This is a genomic window from Streptomyces sp. NBC_00620, from assembly GCF_026341825.1.
In the GTDB taxonomy this organism is placed as follows: domain Bacteria; phylum Actinomycetota; class Actinomycetes; order Streptomycetales; family Streptomycetaceae; genus Streptomyces.
In genome coordinates, this window is record NZ_JAPENY010000001.1 from 1,232,385 (window position 1) to 1,248,717 (window position 16,333).

16 protein-coding genes and 2 pseudogenes are annotated in these 16,333 nt (G+C 68.5%); 11 read left to right on the top strand and 7 right to left on the bottom strand.

All coding sequences use genetic code 11. The features are described from left to right. Positions 1-6 precede the first annotated feature (6 nt). From OG246_RS05665 to OG246_RS05680, 4 genes are all read right to left on the bottom strand, one after another. The gene (locus OG246_RS05665; protein ID WP_266456720.1) at positions 7-777 is read right to left on the bottom strand and encodes an aminoglycoside phosphotransferase family protein; all 771 of its coding nucleotides are present in this window, start codon (positions 775-777) and stop codon (positions 7-9) included. A gap of 73 nt (positions 778-850) precedes the next feature. Beyond that, the gene (locus OG246_RS05670) at positions 851-2,200 is read right to left on the bottom strand and encodes an amidohydrolase (RefSeq protein WP_266456723.1); all 1,350 of its coding nucleotides are present in this window, start codon (positions 2,198-2,200) and stop codon (positions 851-853) included. Between the two features lie 20 nt (positions 2,201-2,220). Then, complete coding sequence (locus OG246_RS05675; protein WP_266456726.1) at positions 2,221-2,703, bottom strand: nucleoside deaminase; 483 nt, start codon at positions 2,701-2,703, stop codon at positions 2,221-2,223. A 34-nt stretch (positions 2,704-2,737) separates the two neighbouring features. Next, on the bottom strand, positions 2,738-4,144 hold the full coding sequence (locus OG246_RS05680; protein ID WP_266456728.1) for a cytosine permease: 1,407 nt from the start codon (positions 4,142-4,144) through the stop codon (positions 2,738-2,740). A 297-nt stretch (positions 4,145-4,441) separates the two neighbouring features. On the opposite strand from OG246_RS05680, the gene OG246_RS05685 reads away from it, so the two are divergent. From OG246_RS05685 to OG246_RS05730, 10 genes and pseudogenes are all read left to right on the top strand, one after another. After that, entirely contained in the window at positions 4,442-6,013 is a 1,572-nt protein-coding gene (locus tag OG246_RS05685; RefSeq protein WP_266456731.1) for a PucR family transcriptional regulator ligand-binding domain-containing protein, read from the top strand. A 299-nt stretch (positions 6,014-6,312) separates the two neighbouring features. After that, positions 6,313-7,098 carry a response regulator transcription factor gene (locus OG246_RS05690; RefSeq protein ID WP_266456734.1) on the top strand — a complete coding sequence of 262 codons (786 nt, stop codon included), beginning with the start codon at positions 6,313-6,315 and terminating at the stop codon, positions 7,096-7,098. Next, positions 7,095-8,621, top strand: coding sequence for an ATP-binding protein (locus tag OG246_RS05695; protein ID WP_266456737.1), 1,527 nt, complete (start codon positions 7,095-7,097; stop codon positions 8,619-8,621). Before OG246_RS05690 ends, OG246_RS05695 begins: the two co-directional genes overlap by 4 nt. A 163-nt stretch (positions 8,622-8,784) precedes the next feature. Beyond that, complete coding sequence (locus tag OG246_RS05700; protein WP_266456742.1) at positions 8,785-9,132, top strand: transcriptional regulator; 348 nt, start codon at positions 8,785-8,787, stop codon at positions 9,130-9,132. After that, positions 9,129-9,800 carry a nucleotidyl transferase AbiEii/AbiGii toxin family protein gene (locus OG246_RS05705; protein ID WP_266456745.1) on the top strand — a complete coding sequence of 224 codons (672 nt, stop codon included), beginning with the start codon at positions 9,129-9,131 and terminating at the stop codon, positions 9,798-9,800. The genes OG246_RS05700 and OG246_RS05705 overlap by 4 nt, the downstream gene beginning before the upstream one ends. A gap of 10 nt (positions 9,801-9,810) precedes the next feature. After that, a pseudogene (locus OG246_RS05710) lies at positions 9,811-10,241 on the top strand (transcriptional regulator); the annotation flags it as partial. A gap of 88 nt (positions 10,242-10,329) precedes the next feature. Next, positions 10,330-10,695, top strand: a pseudogene (locus OG246_RS05715) (hypothetical protein). Between the two features lie 25 nt (positions 10,696-10,720). Next, positions 10,721-11,062 (top strand): hypothetical protein, encoded by a 342-nt coding sequence (locus tag OG246_RS05720; protein ID WP_266456748.1) that lies wholly within the window; start codon positions 10,721-10,723, stop codon positions 11,060-11,062. A 153-nt stretch (positions 11,063-11,215) separates the two neighbouring features. Then, positions 11,216-12,100, top strand: a complete 885-nt coding sequence (locus OG246_RS05725) for a hypothetical protein (RefSeq protein WP_266456750.1) — start codon at positions 11,216-11,218, stop codon at positions 12,098-12,100. A gap of 9 nt (positions 12,101-12,109) precedes the next feature. Further along, positions 12,110-12,748, top strand: coding sequence for a hypothetical protein (locus tag OG246_RS05730; RefSeq protein WP_266456753.1), 639 nt, complete (start codon positions 12,110-12,112; stop codon positions 12,746-12,748). Between the two features lie 156 nt (positions 12,749-12,904). Here OG246_RS05730 and OG246_RS05735 read toward each other — a convergent pair whose 3' ends face one another. Then, positions 12,905-13,675: a hypothetical protein gene (locus tag OG246_RS05735; protein WP_266456756.1), complete on the bottom strand. Its 771-nt coding sequence runs from the start codon at positions 13,673-13,675 to the stop codon at positions 12,905-12,907. Between the two features lie 404 nt (positions 13,676-14,079). On the opposite strand from OG246_RS05735, the gene OG246_RS05740 reads away from it, so the two are divergent. After that, positions 14,080-14,868, top strand: coding sequence for a transglutaminase domain-containing protein (locus OG246_RS05740; protein WP_266456759.1), 789 nt, complete (start codon positions 14,080-14,082; stop codon positions 14,866-14,868). 29 nt (positions 14,869-14,897) lie between these two features. Here the strand turns inward: OG246_RS05740 and OG246_RS05745 are convergent, their stop codons facing one another. Together OG246_RS05745 and OG246_RS05750 are read right to left on the bottom strand one after the other, a co-directional pair. Beyond that, the gene (locus tag OG246_RS05745) at positions 14,898-15,581 is read right to left on the bottom strand and encodes a response regulator (RefSeq protein WP_266456762.1); all 684 of its coding nucleotides are present in this window, start codon (positions 15,579-15,581) and stop codon (positions 14,898-14,900) included. A gap of 115 nt (positions 15,582-15,696) precedes the next feature. Continuing rightward, positions 15,697-16,329, bottom strand: a complete 633-nt coding sequence (locus tag OG246_RS05750) for a potassium-transporting ATPase subunit C (RefSeq protein ID WP_266456773.1) — start codon at positions 16,327-16,329, stop codon at positions 15,697-15,699. Positions 16,330-16,333 lie beyond the last annotated feature (4 nt).

Sequence of the window (16,333 nt, forward strand, 5' to 3'; positions counted from 1 at the left end):
CGCCGCCTACTCGACCAGGTGCCGGTGCGCCTCGCTCCAGTCGATCCGGGCGTCGAGTTCGCCCAGGAGCCCGTCGGCGGCCCAGCTGGCCTGGGGCTCGTGCCCCCGCTCGGCCAACTGCCGTACGAGCGCGGCGTTCTCCCGCTGTCGGGCGATGACGGCGTCGACGATCCCCTCGGTCGAGTCGAGACCGTACGCGCGGCAGAAGCGCTCCAGCCGGAGGCGGCGGTCGGGCGGCGCCGGGTACCGCAGCCAGCGCAGGCACTCGGCGTCGTCGCGGAACGGGGCGACGTACTCCAGTGCGTAGGCCACGTCGTGCAGGGGAGGCGCCGGTCGGGCGAAGTCCCAGTCGATGATTCCCACCGGGCGGTTGCCCTGCCAGACCACGTTCCAGGGGCCGAAGTCCCCATGGCAGACGACCTCTTCGTGGCCGGGGCCGCCCGTGCCCGTGGACCATGTCGCGTCCGGTGGAGGCGAGAAGCCCTCGCAGGCGTCGTGGTAATCGCGCAGCAGCCGGGCGAAGTTGGCCAGGCCCTGGTCTTCGACGACCTTGGCCCAGCCCGACGCCCCGGAGTCACCCTCGAAATAGGTGAGGACTTCCCGGCCCTCCTCGTCGATCCCCAGCGGTCGGGGTGCGTAGGCGAATCCGACCTCCTCCAGGTGTCGCAGCAGCGCGTGGACGGTGGGTGTCCACGGCTGCACGGGCCTGCGGACGGTGTCACCGATCCGCACCACCCGGCGATGGGCCCCGTCCTGCATCACTTCCTCATTCGGCACGCGCGTCACGCTACCCAGCCGCCCGGACACGCGGTACGTCGATCACCGGCAGCGACGCACGCCAGCCATTGACTCAGGGGCGGGACGGGGGCACAAGAGCCGCCCTGCGCCGGAAGAGTTCCTCGGCCGCTGTCTGCGCGCGCAGCCGTACCTGTTCGGTGTCGACGCTCAACACCGTTCCCCCCGCGACCAGTTGGCGTCCGTCCACCCACACATGGTCGACGTCCGCCGAGCCCGCCGAGAACACCAGGTGGGCCACCGCGTTGAAGTCCTCGCCGTGGAGGAGTGGGGTGGTGTGGAGCTTGCGGAGGTCGACGGTGACGATGTCGGCCTTCTTGCCCGGTTCCAGGGAGCCTGTCTCGCCGTCCAGGCCCAGGGCTCGTGCGCCCTCCAGCGTCGCCATCGTCAGGATGTCCCACGGGTCACCCGTCGTCGGGTCCAGCGTGGAGACCTTCTGCAACAGCGACGCGAACTTCATCTCCTCCAGCAGGTCCAGGTTGTTGTTCTCCTTCTCGCCGTCGCTGCCGAGGCCGACCGCGATGCCCTTGCGGCGCATGTCGATGACGCGGGCCGGACCCGAGGAGAGCTTCATGTTGGAGCAGGGGCAGTGGGCGACGCTCGTACCCGTCCCGGCGAGGAGTTCGATCTCACGGTCGTCGAGCCAGACGCAGTGGGCCACGACCGTGCGGGGGCCGAGGATCCCCCGGTTGTAGAACTCCTCGATCGGGCGACGCCCGAACTGCCGCAGGGATTCCTCCACTTCCCAGACGGTCTCGGAGGAGTGGGTGTGCAGCCCCGTGTCGAACTCGTCCGCGAGTGCCGCAGCGGCCTTGAACGCCTCCGGGCTGCAGTAGAAGAGGTGTTCCAGGCCGACCCAGGAGCGGACTCGGTCGTTCGCGTACGTGCGGTAGTGCTCAAGCAGCCGGCGGTTCGTTTCCAGGGTCTCGAAGTAGTCGTAGCCCGGGAGGTCGGCCACGTACGGGACGAGCGTCGCGCGGATGCCCACCCGCTCCGCCGCGTGTGCCGAACCCTCCATGTGGCGCCACATGTCCATCACCGACGTCGTGCCCGCGCGCAGCGACTCCGTGTAGCAGAGGAGGGATGCGGCTTCCGCGATCTCGGGGGTGAGCGCCTTGTGGGCCGGGTCGACGTAATCGCGCAGCCAGTCCCACAGGGACTTGGACTCGGCCGTGCCGCGCAACAGGCCCGAGTGGAGGTGGGTGTTGTGCAGGCCGGGGATCACTGCGTGCCCGGTGGCGTCCACGACCTGCGCGTCGGCGGCGGCCGCGTCCAGCTCCGCCACCGTTCCCACGGCGGCGATCCTGCCGTCCTCGACGAGGACCGAACCGGGGTCGTACACCGTCTTGCGGCCCTCGCAGGGGATGACGATGCCGTTGCGGATCAACGTACGGGTGCGGGTCATTCGGGTGTCTCCTCGCAGGATCAGTTCCAGAAAGCGGCATGCACGGCTTCGGCCCGCTCCCGCAGGCAGGGCCCGACCACCTCGATCCGCCGCTGCCCCGCCGCGAACACCTCCCGACACGGCAGCGCCATCGTCGGGTTCTCGTCGTTCGCGCCGGTGAGGGCGAGGAGTTCGTCCTCACCCAGGGCGTAGACGACCCGCCCGATCCCGCTCCAGTACACGGCGCCCGCGCACATCGCGCAGGGTTCGGTGCTGGTGTAGAGGGTGGCGCGGGCCAGCTCCGGACTCGTGTACGTCCGGGTCGCCAGGCGTACGAGATTGGTCTCGGCGTGCCCGGTCGCGTCCCGCTCCGTCACCACCGTGTTGCCCGCCTCCAGCACCGCCGAGCCGTCGAGGACGAGCAGGGAACCGAAGGGATGGTTGCCGTCCCGGCGGGCGCGGGCGGCGAGTTCGATCGCCGTGAGAAGGAACTTCTCGTCGGCGGCGGTGGGGATGTCGTTCACAGGGCTGACTCCTCAACTGGCTTACAGAAATGGGTTATTCAGCGGTCACAGGTATCCGGGTTTCCGGCGCGTCAACGACCCTCACCGGCCGCCACGCCGACAACCCCCCGTACGCCGCCCCCGCCACCACGAACCCGACGAACAGCCCCAGCGGACCGAGCGCGGGATGCGCCTCGGCGAGCGGCCCGGTGTAGAAGGACTGGTTCATGAACGGGATCTCGACGAGCAGGGCGAGCAGGACCGACGGCAGCCCCCAGCCGAGGCGGTGCCCGGTGTCGTACAGCCGCGAGATGTCGTACGTCCCCCGCTGCCGTCCCCAGTACGCCACCACGATCACCGCCGCCCAAGGCGCCAGCCAGTAGCCGGTCATCAGCATGAAGTCCTGCAACTGCTGGGCGAAGTCCCCGTGTCCGGCGTACCAGGAGATCGCCGTGCCGAGCCCGCCGACCACCAGGACCGACACCCAGCGCGGGATCGTGAACCCGGCGACCAGCGCGGCCATCGCGCCCGAGTACAGGTCGATGACGGTCGAGGCGAGCGTGGACAGGAGGAGAGACAGGAGTACGACGGTGCCGAGGGCGTCCGGCAGCAGGCCGCTCACCATCGAGCTGGGGTTGTCGAGCGCGCCCGCCGTGCCGATCGCCGCGCCCAGGGCGCCGATCCACACGCCGGCGACCGCACTGCCGCCGCCCGCCGCGAGGAAGACCCTCTTCGGCGCGGAGGTGGCCGGCAGATAGCGGCTGTAGTCGGAGGCGTACGCGGACCAGCCGATGACGCGGGCCGCGGTGACCGCGACGACGAGCAGGAACGCGGCGGTGGTCCCGTCGAAGGGCTCGACCGGGGCGGCGGCGTGCGCGTCGCCGAAGCCGTACACCGACACCACCGCGAAGACGACGACCAGGAGGACGGCGAGGGCGCGCTCCACGTAGTGGATCATCCGGTAGCCGATGACCGCGATCGCCAGCTGGGCCGCCGCCATGAGCAGCAGGGCCGGGGCGAAGCCCATCCCCGTCAGGTCGCGCAGGATGAAGATGCCGAGCAGGGTGTCGACCACGCACCAGCCGACGCCGTTGACGACGGTGAACGCGGCGGACGGCAGATTGCCGAGGCGGCCGAACGGGCCCCGGGACTGGATGAGTTGGAGTACTCCGGTGAGCGGGCCCCGGGTCGAGAACAGGCCCACGAGCGCCGAGCTCAACAGCGTGCCGAGGGTGATGGCGAGGACGGCCGGGAGCAGGTCGAGGCCGAAGACGGACGTCGACAGGGCGCCGACGCTGAGCGTCGCGAACTGCACGTTCGCGCCGAACCAGAGCGTGAACAGGGACCAGGGGCGGCCGTGGCGGTGGTCGGGCGGTACCGGTTCGGCTCCGGCTCGCTCGACACCGAAGGGCTTCTCGGCGCCGAAGGACTTCTCGGCGCCGGCCAGGGTTTCGGTTTGCACGACGGTCTCCTCATGGGACGACGGGAGCGCACCGGACGAGGCGCGGGAGCGTCCAGGGTGCGAGGGAGCGGAGCATGCGGTTCGGGCGGGTGGCCATCAGTGAACTCGTCGCGCGGCCCGCGCGGACCTGCACCGCCCTACAGACGACAGGCGTCCCTGGCCCCCTCCGCCTGTACTGTTCTCCAAACCCCGTGCCCGCCGGTGTGCACGCCCGTAACAAGCGCCGATGCGTCGAAGAGACCGGCAAGGGCGTGCAAGCGCCTCGGCCCGCCTCGGCAGCAGGGAGGACGACCACCGATGCTGCTGACCGAACTCCTCGCCATCCCCCGCCTCGGCCTCGTCCCCGTCGTGCCCGGCACCCCCCGCACCCCGCGCATCCGCGGCGTCTACACGACCGACCTCCCCGACCCGGGCCGCTACCTCGACGGCGGGGAACTCGTCCTCACCTCCACCACCTGGTACCGCGAGCCGCGCGACGCCGACACGTTCGTCGCCGCGCTCGCGGGTGCGGGCGCCGCCGCGCTGGTCGCCGGGACCGCGGGCATCGGCACCTTGCCGGACGCGCTCGCGCAGGCCTGTGAGCGGCACGGGCTCGCCCTCTTCACGGTCGGCGACGACGTGTCGTACGCGGCACTGACCGAGACCGTCCTCGCCGCGCTCGCCGGACCGGCCCGCCGCTCACCGGGCGCGGACCTGCACCGCGGCCTGGTCGCGAGCATGGCGTCCGGGGCCGGGCCCGAGGGTCTCGTCGAGGTCTTCGCGCGGGCCACCGGCGTGTGGTGCGCGGTGCTGTCCGCGACCGGTCGCGCCACCGCGGGCGGCGTACCCGAAGTGACCGGCCACCACCTGGACCGGGCGCACCGCGAGGCGCTCGCCGCGGGCGCCTTCCCCTCCGTACAACCGGTGCCCGGCGGCGGCCACTTGACCTTCTTCCCGGTGCAGTCGCCGGTCGCCAGGCGCCCGCCCGCCGCCTACCTCGCCGCCGCCGGCGACTTCCGCGACTGGGCGCCGGGCGTCGCGGACGCCGCCACCGAGGTGTGCGCGCTCCTCGCCATGGACCGGGTGGCCCGCCAGGAACGCCGCCGCATCGAGGAACGATTCCTGCGCGAGTCCCTCACCCTCGTACGGGAGGGGCGGGCCGAGGCGGCCGAGGGGCGCCTGCGCAGCCTCGGCCTCGACCCGGACACCCCGCTGACCTGCGTCTACGTCACCACGACCGGCAGCCCGTACGGCGCCGAGCTCGCGGCGGTCGTCCTGGAGGACGTCTTCGACCAGATACCCGGCTGCTCCACGCCGGTCGCCGAGGACGACGGTTACGTGATGCTGGTGCCGGACGCCGTCTCGACCCGCCTTGACGACCACCTCGAAGACCACCCGGGTGACCAACTCGAAGAGCACCTCGAAAAGGCCGCCACCCGCCTGACCCCGCTCCTCGCCCCCGGCTGGGCCGCCCTCGGCACCGGCGGACCCGCCACCGGGGCGGCCGGGCTGCGCCGCTCCCTCGACGAGGCGCGGCACGCCCACCGCATCGCCTGTCTGGGCACGGGCACCGTCCGCACGGCGACGGGCGACGACCTGTCCTCGTACCTGCTGCTGCTCGCCTCTGTCCCCGAGGACGTACGCAGGCTCTACCGCGAGCGGCTCATCGGGGTTGTGGAGCGGTACGACGCCGAGCACGGCAGCGACCTCGTGGGCACCCTGGCGGCCTTCCTCGACGCCTCGGGCTCCTGGCACCGCTGCGCCGAGCAGCTCCACGTGCACGTCAACACCCTGCGATACCGGCTCCAACGGGTCGAACAGCTCACCGGCCACAGCCTGGCCACCCTGCGCGACCGGGTGGACTTCTGCCTGGCGCTCAGCATCACGTGAGCGATCGGGCCGGTTACGCAGGCCGGTTGCACGGGCCGGTTACACAAGGACCTCCCAGCACACATCCCGGGATCTCCCACATACCGCACCTAACCTGCGGAGCACCTCGTGGAGCCAGGTCTCATCAGGAGCCGGGTCTCAGTCAGACACGGGGCGGCCCCCGGACTCCCTCAGTGGAGGAGTCCGGGGCCTCCGCATATACGGGGCTCACGCGGCCGGGGCCTCCACATGGGCCACTCTCAGCCAACCAACAGGCTTCCCCCATCAAACGCTCATGAAGAGGGTGGAGAGTCGGCGCCATGGCCGAGCACACCGAGCCCCACACCCCCCACAGGCTCCTTGTCGTCGAGGACGAGCCGAGCATCCGTGCCCTGCTGGAGTCCACGCTGAGGCTCAGCGGCTACGAGGTGAGCAGCGTGATGTCCGGCGGTGCCGCGCTCCTGGAGATCGAGAGGTTCGGCCCCGATCTGGTGCTGCTCGACGTGATGCTGCCCGACCTGGACGGCTTCGAGGTGACCCGGGCGATGCGGGCGGGCGGCAAGAACACCCCCGTACTCTTCCTGACCGCGCGCACCGACCTGTCCGACCGTATCGACGGGCTGCGGGCCGGCGGCGACGACTACGTCACCAAGCCCTTCAGCCTCGACGAGGTACTGCTGCGGATCCAGGCGATCCTGCGCCGCACCGGCGCGGAGGAAACACCGTCCGGCGAGGCGGACGAGGACGACGAGAGCATCCTGCTCTTCGCCGACCTGCGGCTCGACGAGCGGGCGTACGAGGTGCACCGCGCGGAGCGGTACGTGCCGCTGTCGCCGACCGAGTTCCATCTGCTCGCCTACCTGATGGCGAACGCCAACCGGGTGCTGACCAGGGCGCAGATCGTGCAGCACGTGTGGGGGTACGACTTCGCCGGGGACGTACGCATCGTCGAGACGTACGTGAAGTACCTGCGCAAGAAGATCGACTGCGTCGAGCCGCCGCTGATCCACACCGTGCGCGGGATCGGCTACTCGCTGCGGCTGCCGCGCGAGCACGAGCGCGACCAGGCCCCGCAGGCCCCCGTGTCCGACGCCGCCGAGCGGTGAAACGGCCCGTCTCCCTGCGGGGCAGGCTCGTCCTCGGGCTCGCCGTCCTCGCCACCACCGCGGTGCTGGCCGCCGAGGTCGTCGGCTTCGTCGTGATGCGTTCCTGGCTGATGGACGGGCTCGACGAGCAGCTCGCCCACTTCAGCACGCCCAGGAAGGCGTACCAGGACGCGGTGAGCGACGAGGGGTTCCCGGACAGGTTCACCACCCCCGGGGCGCTGCCCTCCGACTTCCGGGTCTTCTTCTACGACTCCGACGGCCGCCTCCTCAGCGCCTCGCTCGGCGACTACCACCAGCCGACCAAGCCCGAGCTGGCGTCCACCGTCGACGGCCTCGGCCTGTCCGTGGGGCAGCTCGCCACGGTGTCCGCCGACACGGGCGGCGGGCGCTGGCGGGTCGTCCTGCGCGAAGGCCCCGACGACATGAAGGCGGTCGTCGCGCTGCCCCTGGCCACCATCGACGGCGCCACCTCCAAGATCCTCTACGTGGACGGCGCGCTGCTCGCCCTCACCGTCACCGGCGTCGTACTCCTCGGCCGCTGGGTCGTACGCCTCGGGCTGCTCCCCCTCACCCGCATGGAACGCACCGCCCAGGACATCACCGACGGCGACCTCGACCTGCGGCTGCCCCACACCGACACCCGCACCGAGACCGGACGGCTCGGGCGGGTCCTCAACACCATGCTCGAACGGCTCCAGGGCGCCCTGCGCGAGCGCGAGACCTCCGAGGCCCGGCTGCGGCGCTTCGTCGCCGACGCCGGTCACGAACTGCGCACGCCGCTCACCGCGATCCAGGGCTTCGCCGAGCTCGCGCTCCGCCACGAACAGCAGTCCCCCGCGGGCCGCCGCGAGGCGAACCGGCTCATCGCCCAGAACGCCGAACGCATGGGCCTCCTCGTCGACGACCTCCAGCTCCTCGCCAAGCTCGACCAGGAGCCGTCGTACGGGCCCTCGCACGGGCGTGAATCCGTCGACCTGCTGTCCCTGGCGGCCGACGCGGTGAGCGCGGCGGCGCTGGGGGACTCCGGGCGGCTGATCGACCTGGGACCGCTGCGGGACTCGAAGGACGAGGAGGAACTGGAACTGGTAGAGGCCCTCGGCGACCCGCACCGACTCCGCCAGGTCGTCGAGAACCTCCTCTCCAACGCACGCACCCACACTCCCCCAGGTACCCCCGTGCACGTCCGAGTCGGAACCGCCCGGGTCGCCCCGGACACCGGCGGCGCGGACCGCCGGGGCCGCACCAGCGCGTCCCCTCCGCTCCCCCTCGGCACCCCCGTCGGCATCCTGGAAGTCGCCGACGCCGGCCCGGGCCTCGCCCCCGAAGACGCCCAACGCGTCTTCGAACGCTTCTACCGCGTCGACCGCTCCCGCTCCCGAGCCCACGACCAGGGCGGCAGCGGCCTCGGCCTCGCCATCGCCGCGGCCATCGCCCAGGGCCACGGGGGCCGGCTCGAGCTGGACACCGCGCCCGGGGAGGGCTGCACGTTCCGGCTGGTGCTGCCGGGGTCGGGGCGGGCGTGATGGGGTTGCGCCCCCTCCGTAAGGACGAAGCCGAGAGAGCTGCCTCATAAGACCCGGGGCACCGTGACGAGCGAGATAAGAGCAGGGGACACCATGGTGAGCGAGCAAGACGAAAGCCTGCTGATCCCATCCGCACCTGACGCTTTCGGGCAATAATCGGCACATGGCCTCACCGCCCTCCATCTCCGAACTCCGCCGAGCCAAGTTCACCCGACGGCTGCCCGGCGAGCTCGCGACGCTCGCCGGTCCCGCCCACGGGACCGTGAGCCTGCCGCTGCACCTGGCCTGGTCCGGACTGACCGAATTCGACCTCGATCAGCCACGCCTGCGCATGAGCTACTACCGCATCGTCCTGGCCGAGGGTCTCCACGACGACCTGGTCCAGTACCTCAACCAGGACCTGCTCATCAGCATGTGGCCCACGCTGCGCACGCTGATCAGTCGAGATCTCCGCGGTGTCTGGGAAAACGCCTTCACGGAACTGGCTCCGCGCACCCAGGCTGTTGCGTGAAACTGACCGACCTGCACCGCCGTCTGCTCACCGACGTACTGGCCGTAGGCACCCCCTACCCACTCGCGCTCACAGGCGGCTACGCCGTCCAGGCCCACGGTCTGGTCGACCGTCTCAGCCAGGATCTCGACGTCGCCACGGAGAACCCGGAGGCAATGGAGACGATCGCCGCCACCCTGCGCGCGGGTCTGGAGCAACGGGGCTGGCAGGTACGGGCGTTGGAGACGGACCCGCTCTCCGCACGGCTGATCGTCACGGACCCGGCCAGCGGCGAGGAATGCGAAGTAGACGTCCTCAAGGAAGCGCTCTGGCGTCCACCCGTGCAGACCGAATACGGCCTGGTCCTCTCACTCGAAGACGTCGTCGGCACCAAGGTCCGCGCCTTGGCCGACCGCGGCCTCGCCCGCGACCTCATCGACGTCCGCGCCGCCACAGACCGCTGGAGCCACCCCGGACTCGAAGAACTCGGCCGCCGCCACGCCCGCGACACCTTCGACCTCACCGACCTCCAGGCCCGCTTGGCCGGCGCGGACTGGATCGACGACACCGAGTTCGCCGCCTACGGCCTCGACGACGGAGCAATCGCCGGGCTACGCCAGTGGGCTCAGGAGTGGGCTGACGACATCGCCGAACGGCTCCTGGAATTGGCCGACCCGAACGACGAATAAACACCCCCGACGCGGGGATAGCTCCCCGTCCGCCCGCCACTGGGTCGCCTCCATTCAGGCCGAGGTATACGCCGGCCTCGGGAACCTCTCCGCGTGCGAGCGCGCCCTCGATGAAGCGGAAACGGTGACGGACTTGAGCGGCCGAGCCCAAAACAGCGGCTGGCTGTGCTTTGACGGCTCCCGCCTCGCTGAGGGGCCTGGCGCCCGCTACCTGCAACTCGGCCGCCTGGACATCGCCGAGAAAGTACTCCCTACCGCTCTCGGCCAGGACGTCCCAACTTCCGGACAGTCCTTGCGGCGACGCGGCGCAGTCCTGACCGATCTCGCATCTATCGGCGCCATGACCCGGACCAGGTACTTGCCTACGGCCGGGAAGCGCTGCAACTCGCCCGAACAACCTCCTCTGGCTACGTCGCCCGTAAACTCCATGGACTACGAACCGGCTTCGGCCCTCTCGCCCGCGATGCCCATGTGGTTGAACTGAGCGCCGAGATCGACGAATGTGCACGACGTGACGCGAAGGGAAGGCATGTCGCAGATCGAGGGCGCACGACTGTTCCGCGAGGCTTGGATCACCGGTGTGCGCAAGCACTTCCCTGGCTAGCCCAAGCCCGGCTACCTCACCCTCTGAGAAGAGACCCCCGAGTAGGAGCAGCAGGCCGCCGGCGCCGTCCACGACCAGGTACGACAGTTCCTCGACCTCAGCGACCGGCACGCCTCCCACCTCACCCGCGAACAGAAGAGCCACTTCGTCGCCACCTGTTGGACCGCCCAGATGTACCGGCACTTCGAGGACCCACAGCCCGGCTATGTCGCCACCTGGCCCAACCTGCCCGGCTGGCAGAAGGAGACCGACGCCGACATCTTCGAGGCCATCGAAGACGGTTCGATGTAGCCGCTCATCCGCCGGAGGCCACACCGTGACGCACGAGCTTCTCGCCATCTGTGACGCGTGCAAGAGACCCGTCGCCGACGGCGAAGGCACCCTCTGGATCGACATGACGGAGGTCAACGAAGCCACGGTGAACGAGCGCGCCTGGGAGCAGCTCGAAGCCGAAAAGCTCGCGCCCGGCGTCCAGAGCTACTCCGCGGAAAGTCTCATGTCATATCCGGACCCGGCCCGCTGGCGAGTCCACCACGCCGCCTGTGACCCAGCTCCCAACGCCAACGCGTACGCCATCGAAGTCCACCGCTGTCGTACAGCGGGCGAATCAGCAGGAGCCCGAATCACGCCGGCCGTTCGTCCACACGTGAGCCGTTAGTCGCAGGCAGAGGACACGGCACCCTCCGCACCGCGGATTCTGCCGCCCCAATAGCAACAGTTTCTCTGGCGGATGGGCTTGTCAGTGCCTGTGCCTAGGCTGTTGTTCTCAAGGAGAGACTCGGAGCGGGGGAGGACTTATATGCCACGGCAGTTGACCTACGACCAGCGGCTCACGTTGATCAGCAAGTGGCGAAATCCACCAGGGCAGTCGGAACAAGACCGTCTGGAGCGAGCGGAGCGCATGGTGCAGGCAGCAATAGACCTGCACGAGCCGTTCCAAGGGGTCGATATTACTGTTGAGGCGAAGGGCTCCTACCCGAACAAGACCAATGTCCGCGGCGACAGCGACGTGGACATCAGGGTGCAGTTGAACGAGTGCTTCTACTACGACGGCACGTCGTGGTTCAACAAGCCCGACCCATACACGGGACCGTGGACGCAGGACAGCCTCCGCAAGGAGGTCTACGAGGCGCTCGATGAGCACTTCGGGACAATCGATGCTGACCACAACATCGCGTTCTACGTTCCAGAAGTCATTGGCAGCCGTCCCAGCATCGATGTCGTGCCGTGCTTCAAGTACGTGCTGTTCGACAACACGGCCACCGGAGGTAAGTACGAAGGAAGCGTCGTGTTCGGCCAAGACGGCAAGAAGATCGTCAACTGGCCAGAGTTGCAGCTCGCCAACGGGCGTACGAAGAACGGCCTGACGAACCTGCGATACAAGTTCGTCGTGCGGGTCCTGAAGAACGTCGAGAACGACCTCTCGGCAGAGGGCATGATCAAGGAGCTGCCGTCGTACTTCTCCGAGTGCCTGATCTACAACGTGCCGGACCACCTGTTCCTCGGGGGTGGCTTCGATGACGCCGTACGAAACACTCTGGCCAACGTCCGCAGTCAGCTGACGAACGCCTGGTTCGGTACGCGGCACATGGTGGAGCCCAACGAGGTGAAGAAGGTCTTCGGTGAGGGCCAGAAGTGGGATGAAGGCGATGCTCGGGACCTGATCAACAGCGCCTTGTATTATCTCAACTACTGAAGGATGACGATGAGCCCGGCCAGCACACTCCGCACCGGTGCCACCATCGCCGCAACCCTCTATACGGGCGTCCTGCTGTTACTAGGGTTGTACCCGTCCGAGTTCAGATACCTGTTCGCGTACATACCAGCAGCCGTCGGCTACGGCGTCCTTGCCTTCGACAAGTGGGCCTGGCGCTGGCCTCTGATTCACCGGATCAGCAGCCAGGCGTGGGTGAACGGCACATGGCGCGCCGTGCTGACCCCCAGCCCGGAGAGTCACATCCCAGCTGGCGGGAACCGCGGCCCTATAACGGCCTACATGATAATCGAGCAGACCTACTGGAGCCTGCACGCCACCCTCCGCACCGCGGAGAGCACCTCCCGTTCCAGCAACGCGACAATCGCTGCCCCCGAGAACTCCGGAACAGCCGAGATCGTGTTCTTGTACGACAACACACCGCGCGTGGCGCACCAACATCGCAGCCCCCGACACCACGGCGCCTGCCGCCTCTCGGTAACCGGTCTAATCCCGAAATCCGCGACCGGTCACTACTTCACCGGACGGTTCACCGCTGGCGATGTGGACCTTATGCTGATCAGCCGCTCCACCGAATTCGGCACCTTCTCGGAGGCCCAGACAGCCGACCCTGATCAAACGGAGATCTGAGGCAGTGCCGCTGACGAACAAGCTCTCCATATATCCGCGAACGCGACTTCATTACCTTCATGCACCACAGGTTTCATTCTCTGACATTCGCCCGAGCAGCCGCTCACGGCGAACCTAACCGCCCCGATTCCCAGTCAAGCATAACCGCACTAACCTCTAACCACCGAAGACTCGATCATGTTCGCGATTGAACTCCGCGCACTCGCGCATATATACATCGATGTCAGCCCTGCACTCAAGAGCGATTCGATCGAACAACCACTTGTCGAATTCTCCGGCCTTACAAGCGTAGGTGTCGACCGCATCAACGATGGCGACCGCATCGCCCTGACCAGCGATCCACGTGCGCTGCACGCCGTTCCAACCCTTCCACTCAAGCAGGGGCTCACCAGGCAGAGTAAAGGTGATCTCGAATGATTCACGTCCGAACGTCTGCTTACTCTGCGCTACAGGAAGCTGCGTATGCGTGATGTAATTGCGCAGCCCTTTCAAGAAATCTGCCTGCGGGTCACCCTTAAAGAGAGAGGCGATCCTTCCACCATATTCACTCATCAGCGCCAAGTCGTCGTGGAAATGCTTCTCCATGAAGCGGCGCTGCTGATCAACTCGCGTACTCATCGCAGTAAGGACGTTGCGCAGAAGACGCTCAGCCTCTGATAGAAGTCCGTCGTGCGCCTCGGGATTGCGGACATCGAAAATCGGACCGGATACCGCTGGGTCCTGCAGCTTGGCAACGAGCAACTTGTATTGCGCAACATTTCCCTGAAACACGTACCCTATTCGTTTGACTCGGGCTCCGAGCGCGATGGCACGATGGCCAGAGGAGTCATTGAGCCTCTTCTGCCAATCCACAAGGGAAGGCCGCCCTGCATCCTCAGCAGCGGTCTGCTCGTCGGCGGGCTCGGACTGAACACCAGTCTCGTTCACGCTGGAAAACGTTACCGGTCGCGCCGACCCGATGCTGATGCATTTCCTGGAGCAAGTCCGCGTCCGTACTCGGGATGCATGCCCCTCCGCCGTTGACAGCGACGACCCCTGCCGCTCTTTCTAGTGATCACCAGGCTGGTCGACTCCGCAAGGGCCAGGCGCATCGCGACACTCACGGCGTGACCACCACCCCCTCGCCCATGCCAGGCGAGCCTGTCCCGTCTCCGAAGGCCGGCCCCAGGCCGCCGACGTCCCGTTTCCGGGGGCTCCGCCCCAGATCCCGTATCGCGCTGACGCGCTCGTCCTCAAACGCCGGACAGGCTAAAAAATTTCCGCCCGCCGGGATGAAATCGGCCCATGTGATGATGGCCAGGAGTCAGTCACGGGGATGAGGGGGACGGACCATGACCAGCCGTTTGTTGATGCCGTACCGGCGTAACAGTGACGACGTACCGGTCGACGCGCAGGAGCCCGTGCGCGGCTCGACGCGGCCCACCGCCACCCTGGACTGGGCGCACCCAGCCGTCGGAGCCCTCGTGGAGCGGATCCCCAGGAGCGGCGACGCACGCGAGTCGCTGCGCGTGGCGCACGGGATCATCGCGCGCGAGGTGCTGCCCGTCTACTCGGTGGACGACCTGCGCCGCGCCTCACGGACGCTGAAGCTGGGGCGGGGCTCGTGCAGTCAGCGGATGGCGGTGCTCGAGGCGGTCGCCAGGGCGGTCGGCGTGCCCACGCGGGTGCGGGGACTGCTGGTGGACGGACGCTTCTGGTATCCGCGTTTCCCCCGGCTCAAGCCGCTCGTACCGGAGCAAGTACTGCTCGCCTGGCCCGAGTTCCAGCTGGAAGGACAGCCGGACGGCCAACCGGACAGGCAATGGGTGCCGATCGCCGAGCTGTTCGGGACTCTGACCGAGCTGAGCGAAGCCGGCGGCTTCAGCAACCACGGCGGCGAAACCCTCTTCGACGCCGTGGCCCGTACCGCGGTGGACTGGGACGGCACATCGGCGGCGAGCTGCGCCGGCCCGGGCACCGCCTGCGACCTCTCGGCCCAAGTCCGCGTGGACCTCGGCCACTTCACCTCCCGCGACGAGCTGTTCGCCCGGCACGACCAGACCCTGTGCCGCCCGGCCCGGACCCTCGCGGAGCCCGTACTCGGACGCTGGAGCGCGGGCGCCCGCACCGTCACGGCCTGAGCCGAGCAGAGCCACCGATTTCGGAAGACTCAGGGATCGAAGCGGTACCCCATCCCGGGCTCGGTGATCAGATAGCGGGGGTGCGAGGGATCCGCTTCGAGTTTGCGCCGTAGTTGGGCCATGTAGACCCGCAGGTAGTTGGTCTTGTTGCTCTGGGAGGCGCCCCACACCTCCTGGAGGAGCTGGCGCTGTGTGATGAGCCGGCCGGGGTTGCAGACCAGGATCTCCAGCAGGTGCCATTCGGTGGGGGTGAGGCGTACGTCGCGGCCCGCGCGGCCGGCTTTCTTGGCGACCAGGTCGACGGTGAACTCGTCGGTGGTGACGAGGACGGTCTCGGGGGCGACGGGCACGGAGTCCGTGCGGCGGACCGCGGCGCGCAGCCGGGCGAGGAGTTCGTTCATGCTGAACGGTTTGGTGATGTAGTCGTCGGCGCCCGCGTCCAGCGCGGCGACCTTCTCGTCGGAGGCGCGGCGCGCGGAGAGCACCAGGATCGGCACGCGCGTCCAGCCGCGCAGGGCCTTGATGACGTCCGTGCCGTCCATGTCGGGCAGCCCCAGGTCCAGTACGACCACGTCGGGCTGTCGCGCGGCCGCGAGCCGGAGCGCGGTGGCACCGTCGGGGGCCGCGTCGACCCCGTACCCGCGTGCCTGCATGTTGATCACGAGCGCCCGTACGAGCTGTGGGTCGTCCTCCACCACCAGCATCCGGGTCATCGGTGTGTGCCTTTCACGTCGTACGCCGGACAACGACTGCCATAAGTGGTGCGGGAGTTGGCGTACCCCGAGGTTTTCCCCTGGCGCCAACTCCCGCGTAACGCACGTAAGTCCATCAGCTCTTGGCCACAAGTTCCTTGAGCGCGATGTTGAGTTCGAGGACGTTGACGGTCGGCTCGCCGATGAAGCCGAGCGTGCGGCCGTCGGTGTGCTCGTCGACGAGCTTCTGCACCTCGGCGACGGGGAGGTCGTTCTTCTCCGCGACGCGGTGCACCTGGATGTCGGCGTACTGCGGGGAGATCGCCGGGTCCAGGCCGGAGCCGGAGGACGTCACCGCGTCGGCGGGTACGTCGGAGGGCTTGACCGTGTAGCCGGGCACCGAGTTGTCCTTGATGACCTTGGCCTTGGCCTCCGTGACCCACTTGATGAGGTCGGCGTTGTCACCCGAACGGTTGGTCGCGCCGGACAAGATCAGCTTGTACTGGGTGTTGACGGAGTTCGTCCCCAGACCGTTGGCGGGCCGCGGCTGGAAGTAGTCGAGGCTGTAGCCCTGTTGGCCGATCAGCGAGGAGCCGACGACCTGGCCGTTCGCCTTGATCTCCGAGCCGTTCGCCTTGCCGGGGAACAGCCCCTGCGCGACACCCGTGATCGCCAGCGGGTAGAGCACCCCGCAGATCACGGTCAGGACGAGAAGGGCGCGCAGACCCGCTCCCAGCAACCGGGCAGTGTTCGTAACCGAGTTGTTCATGGCG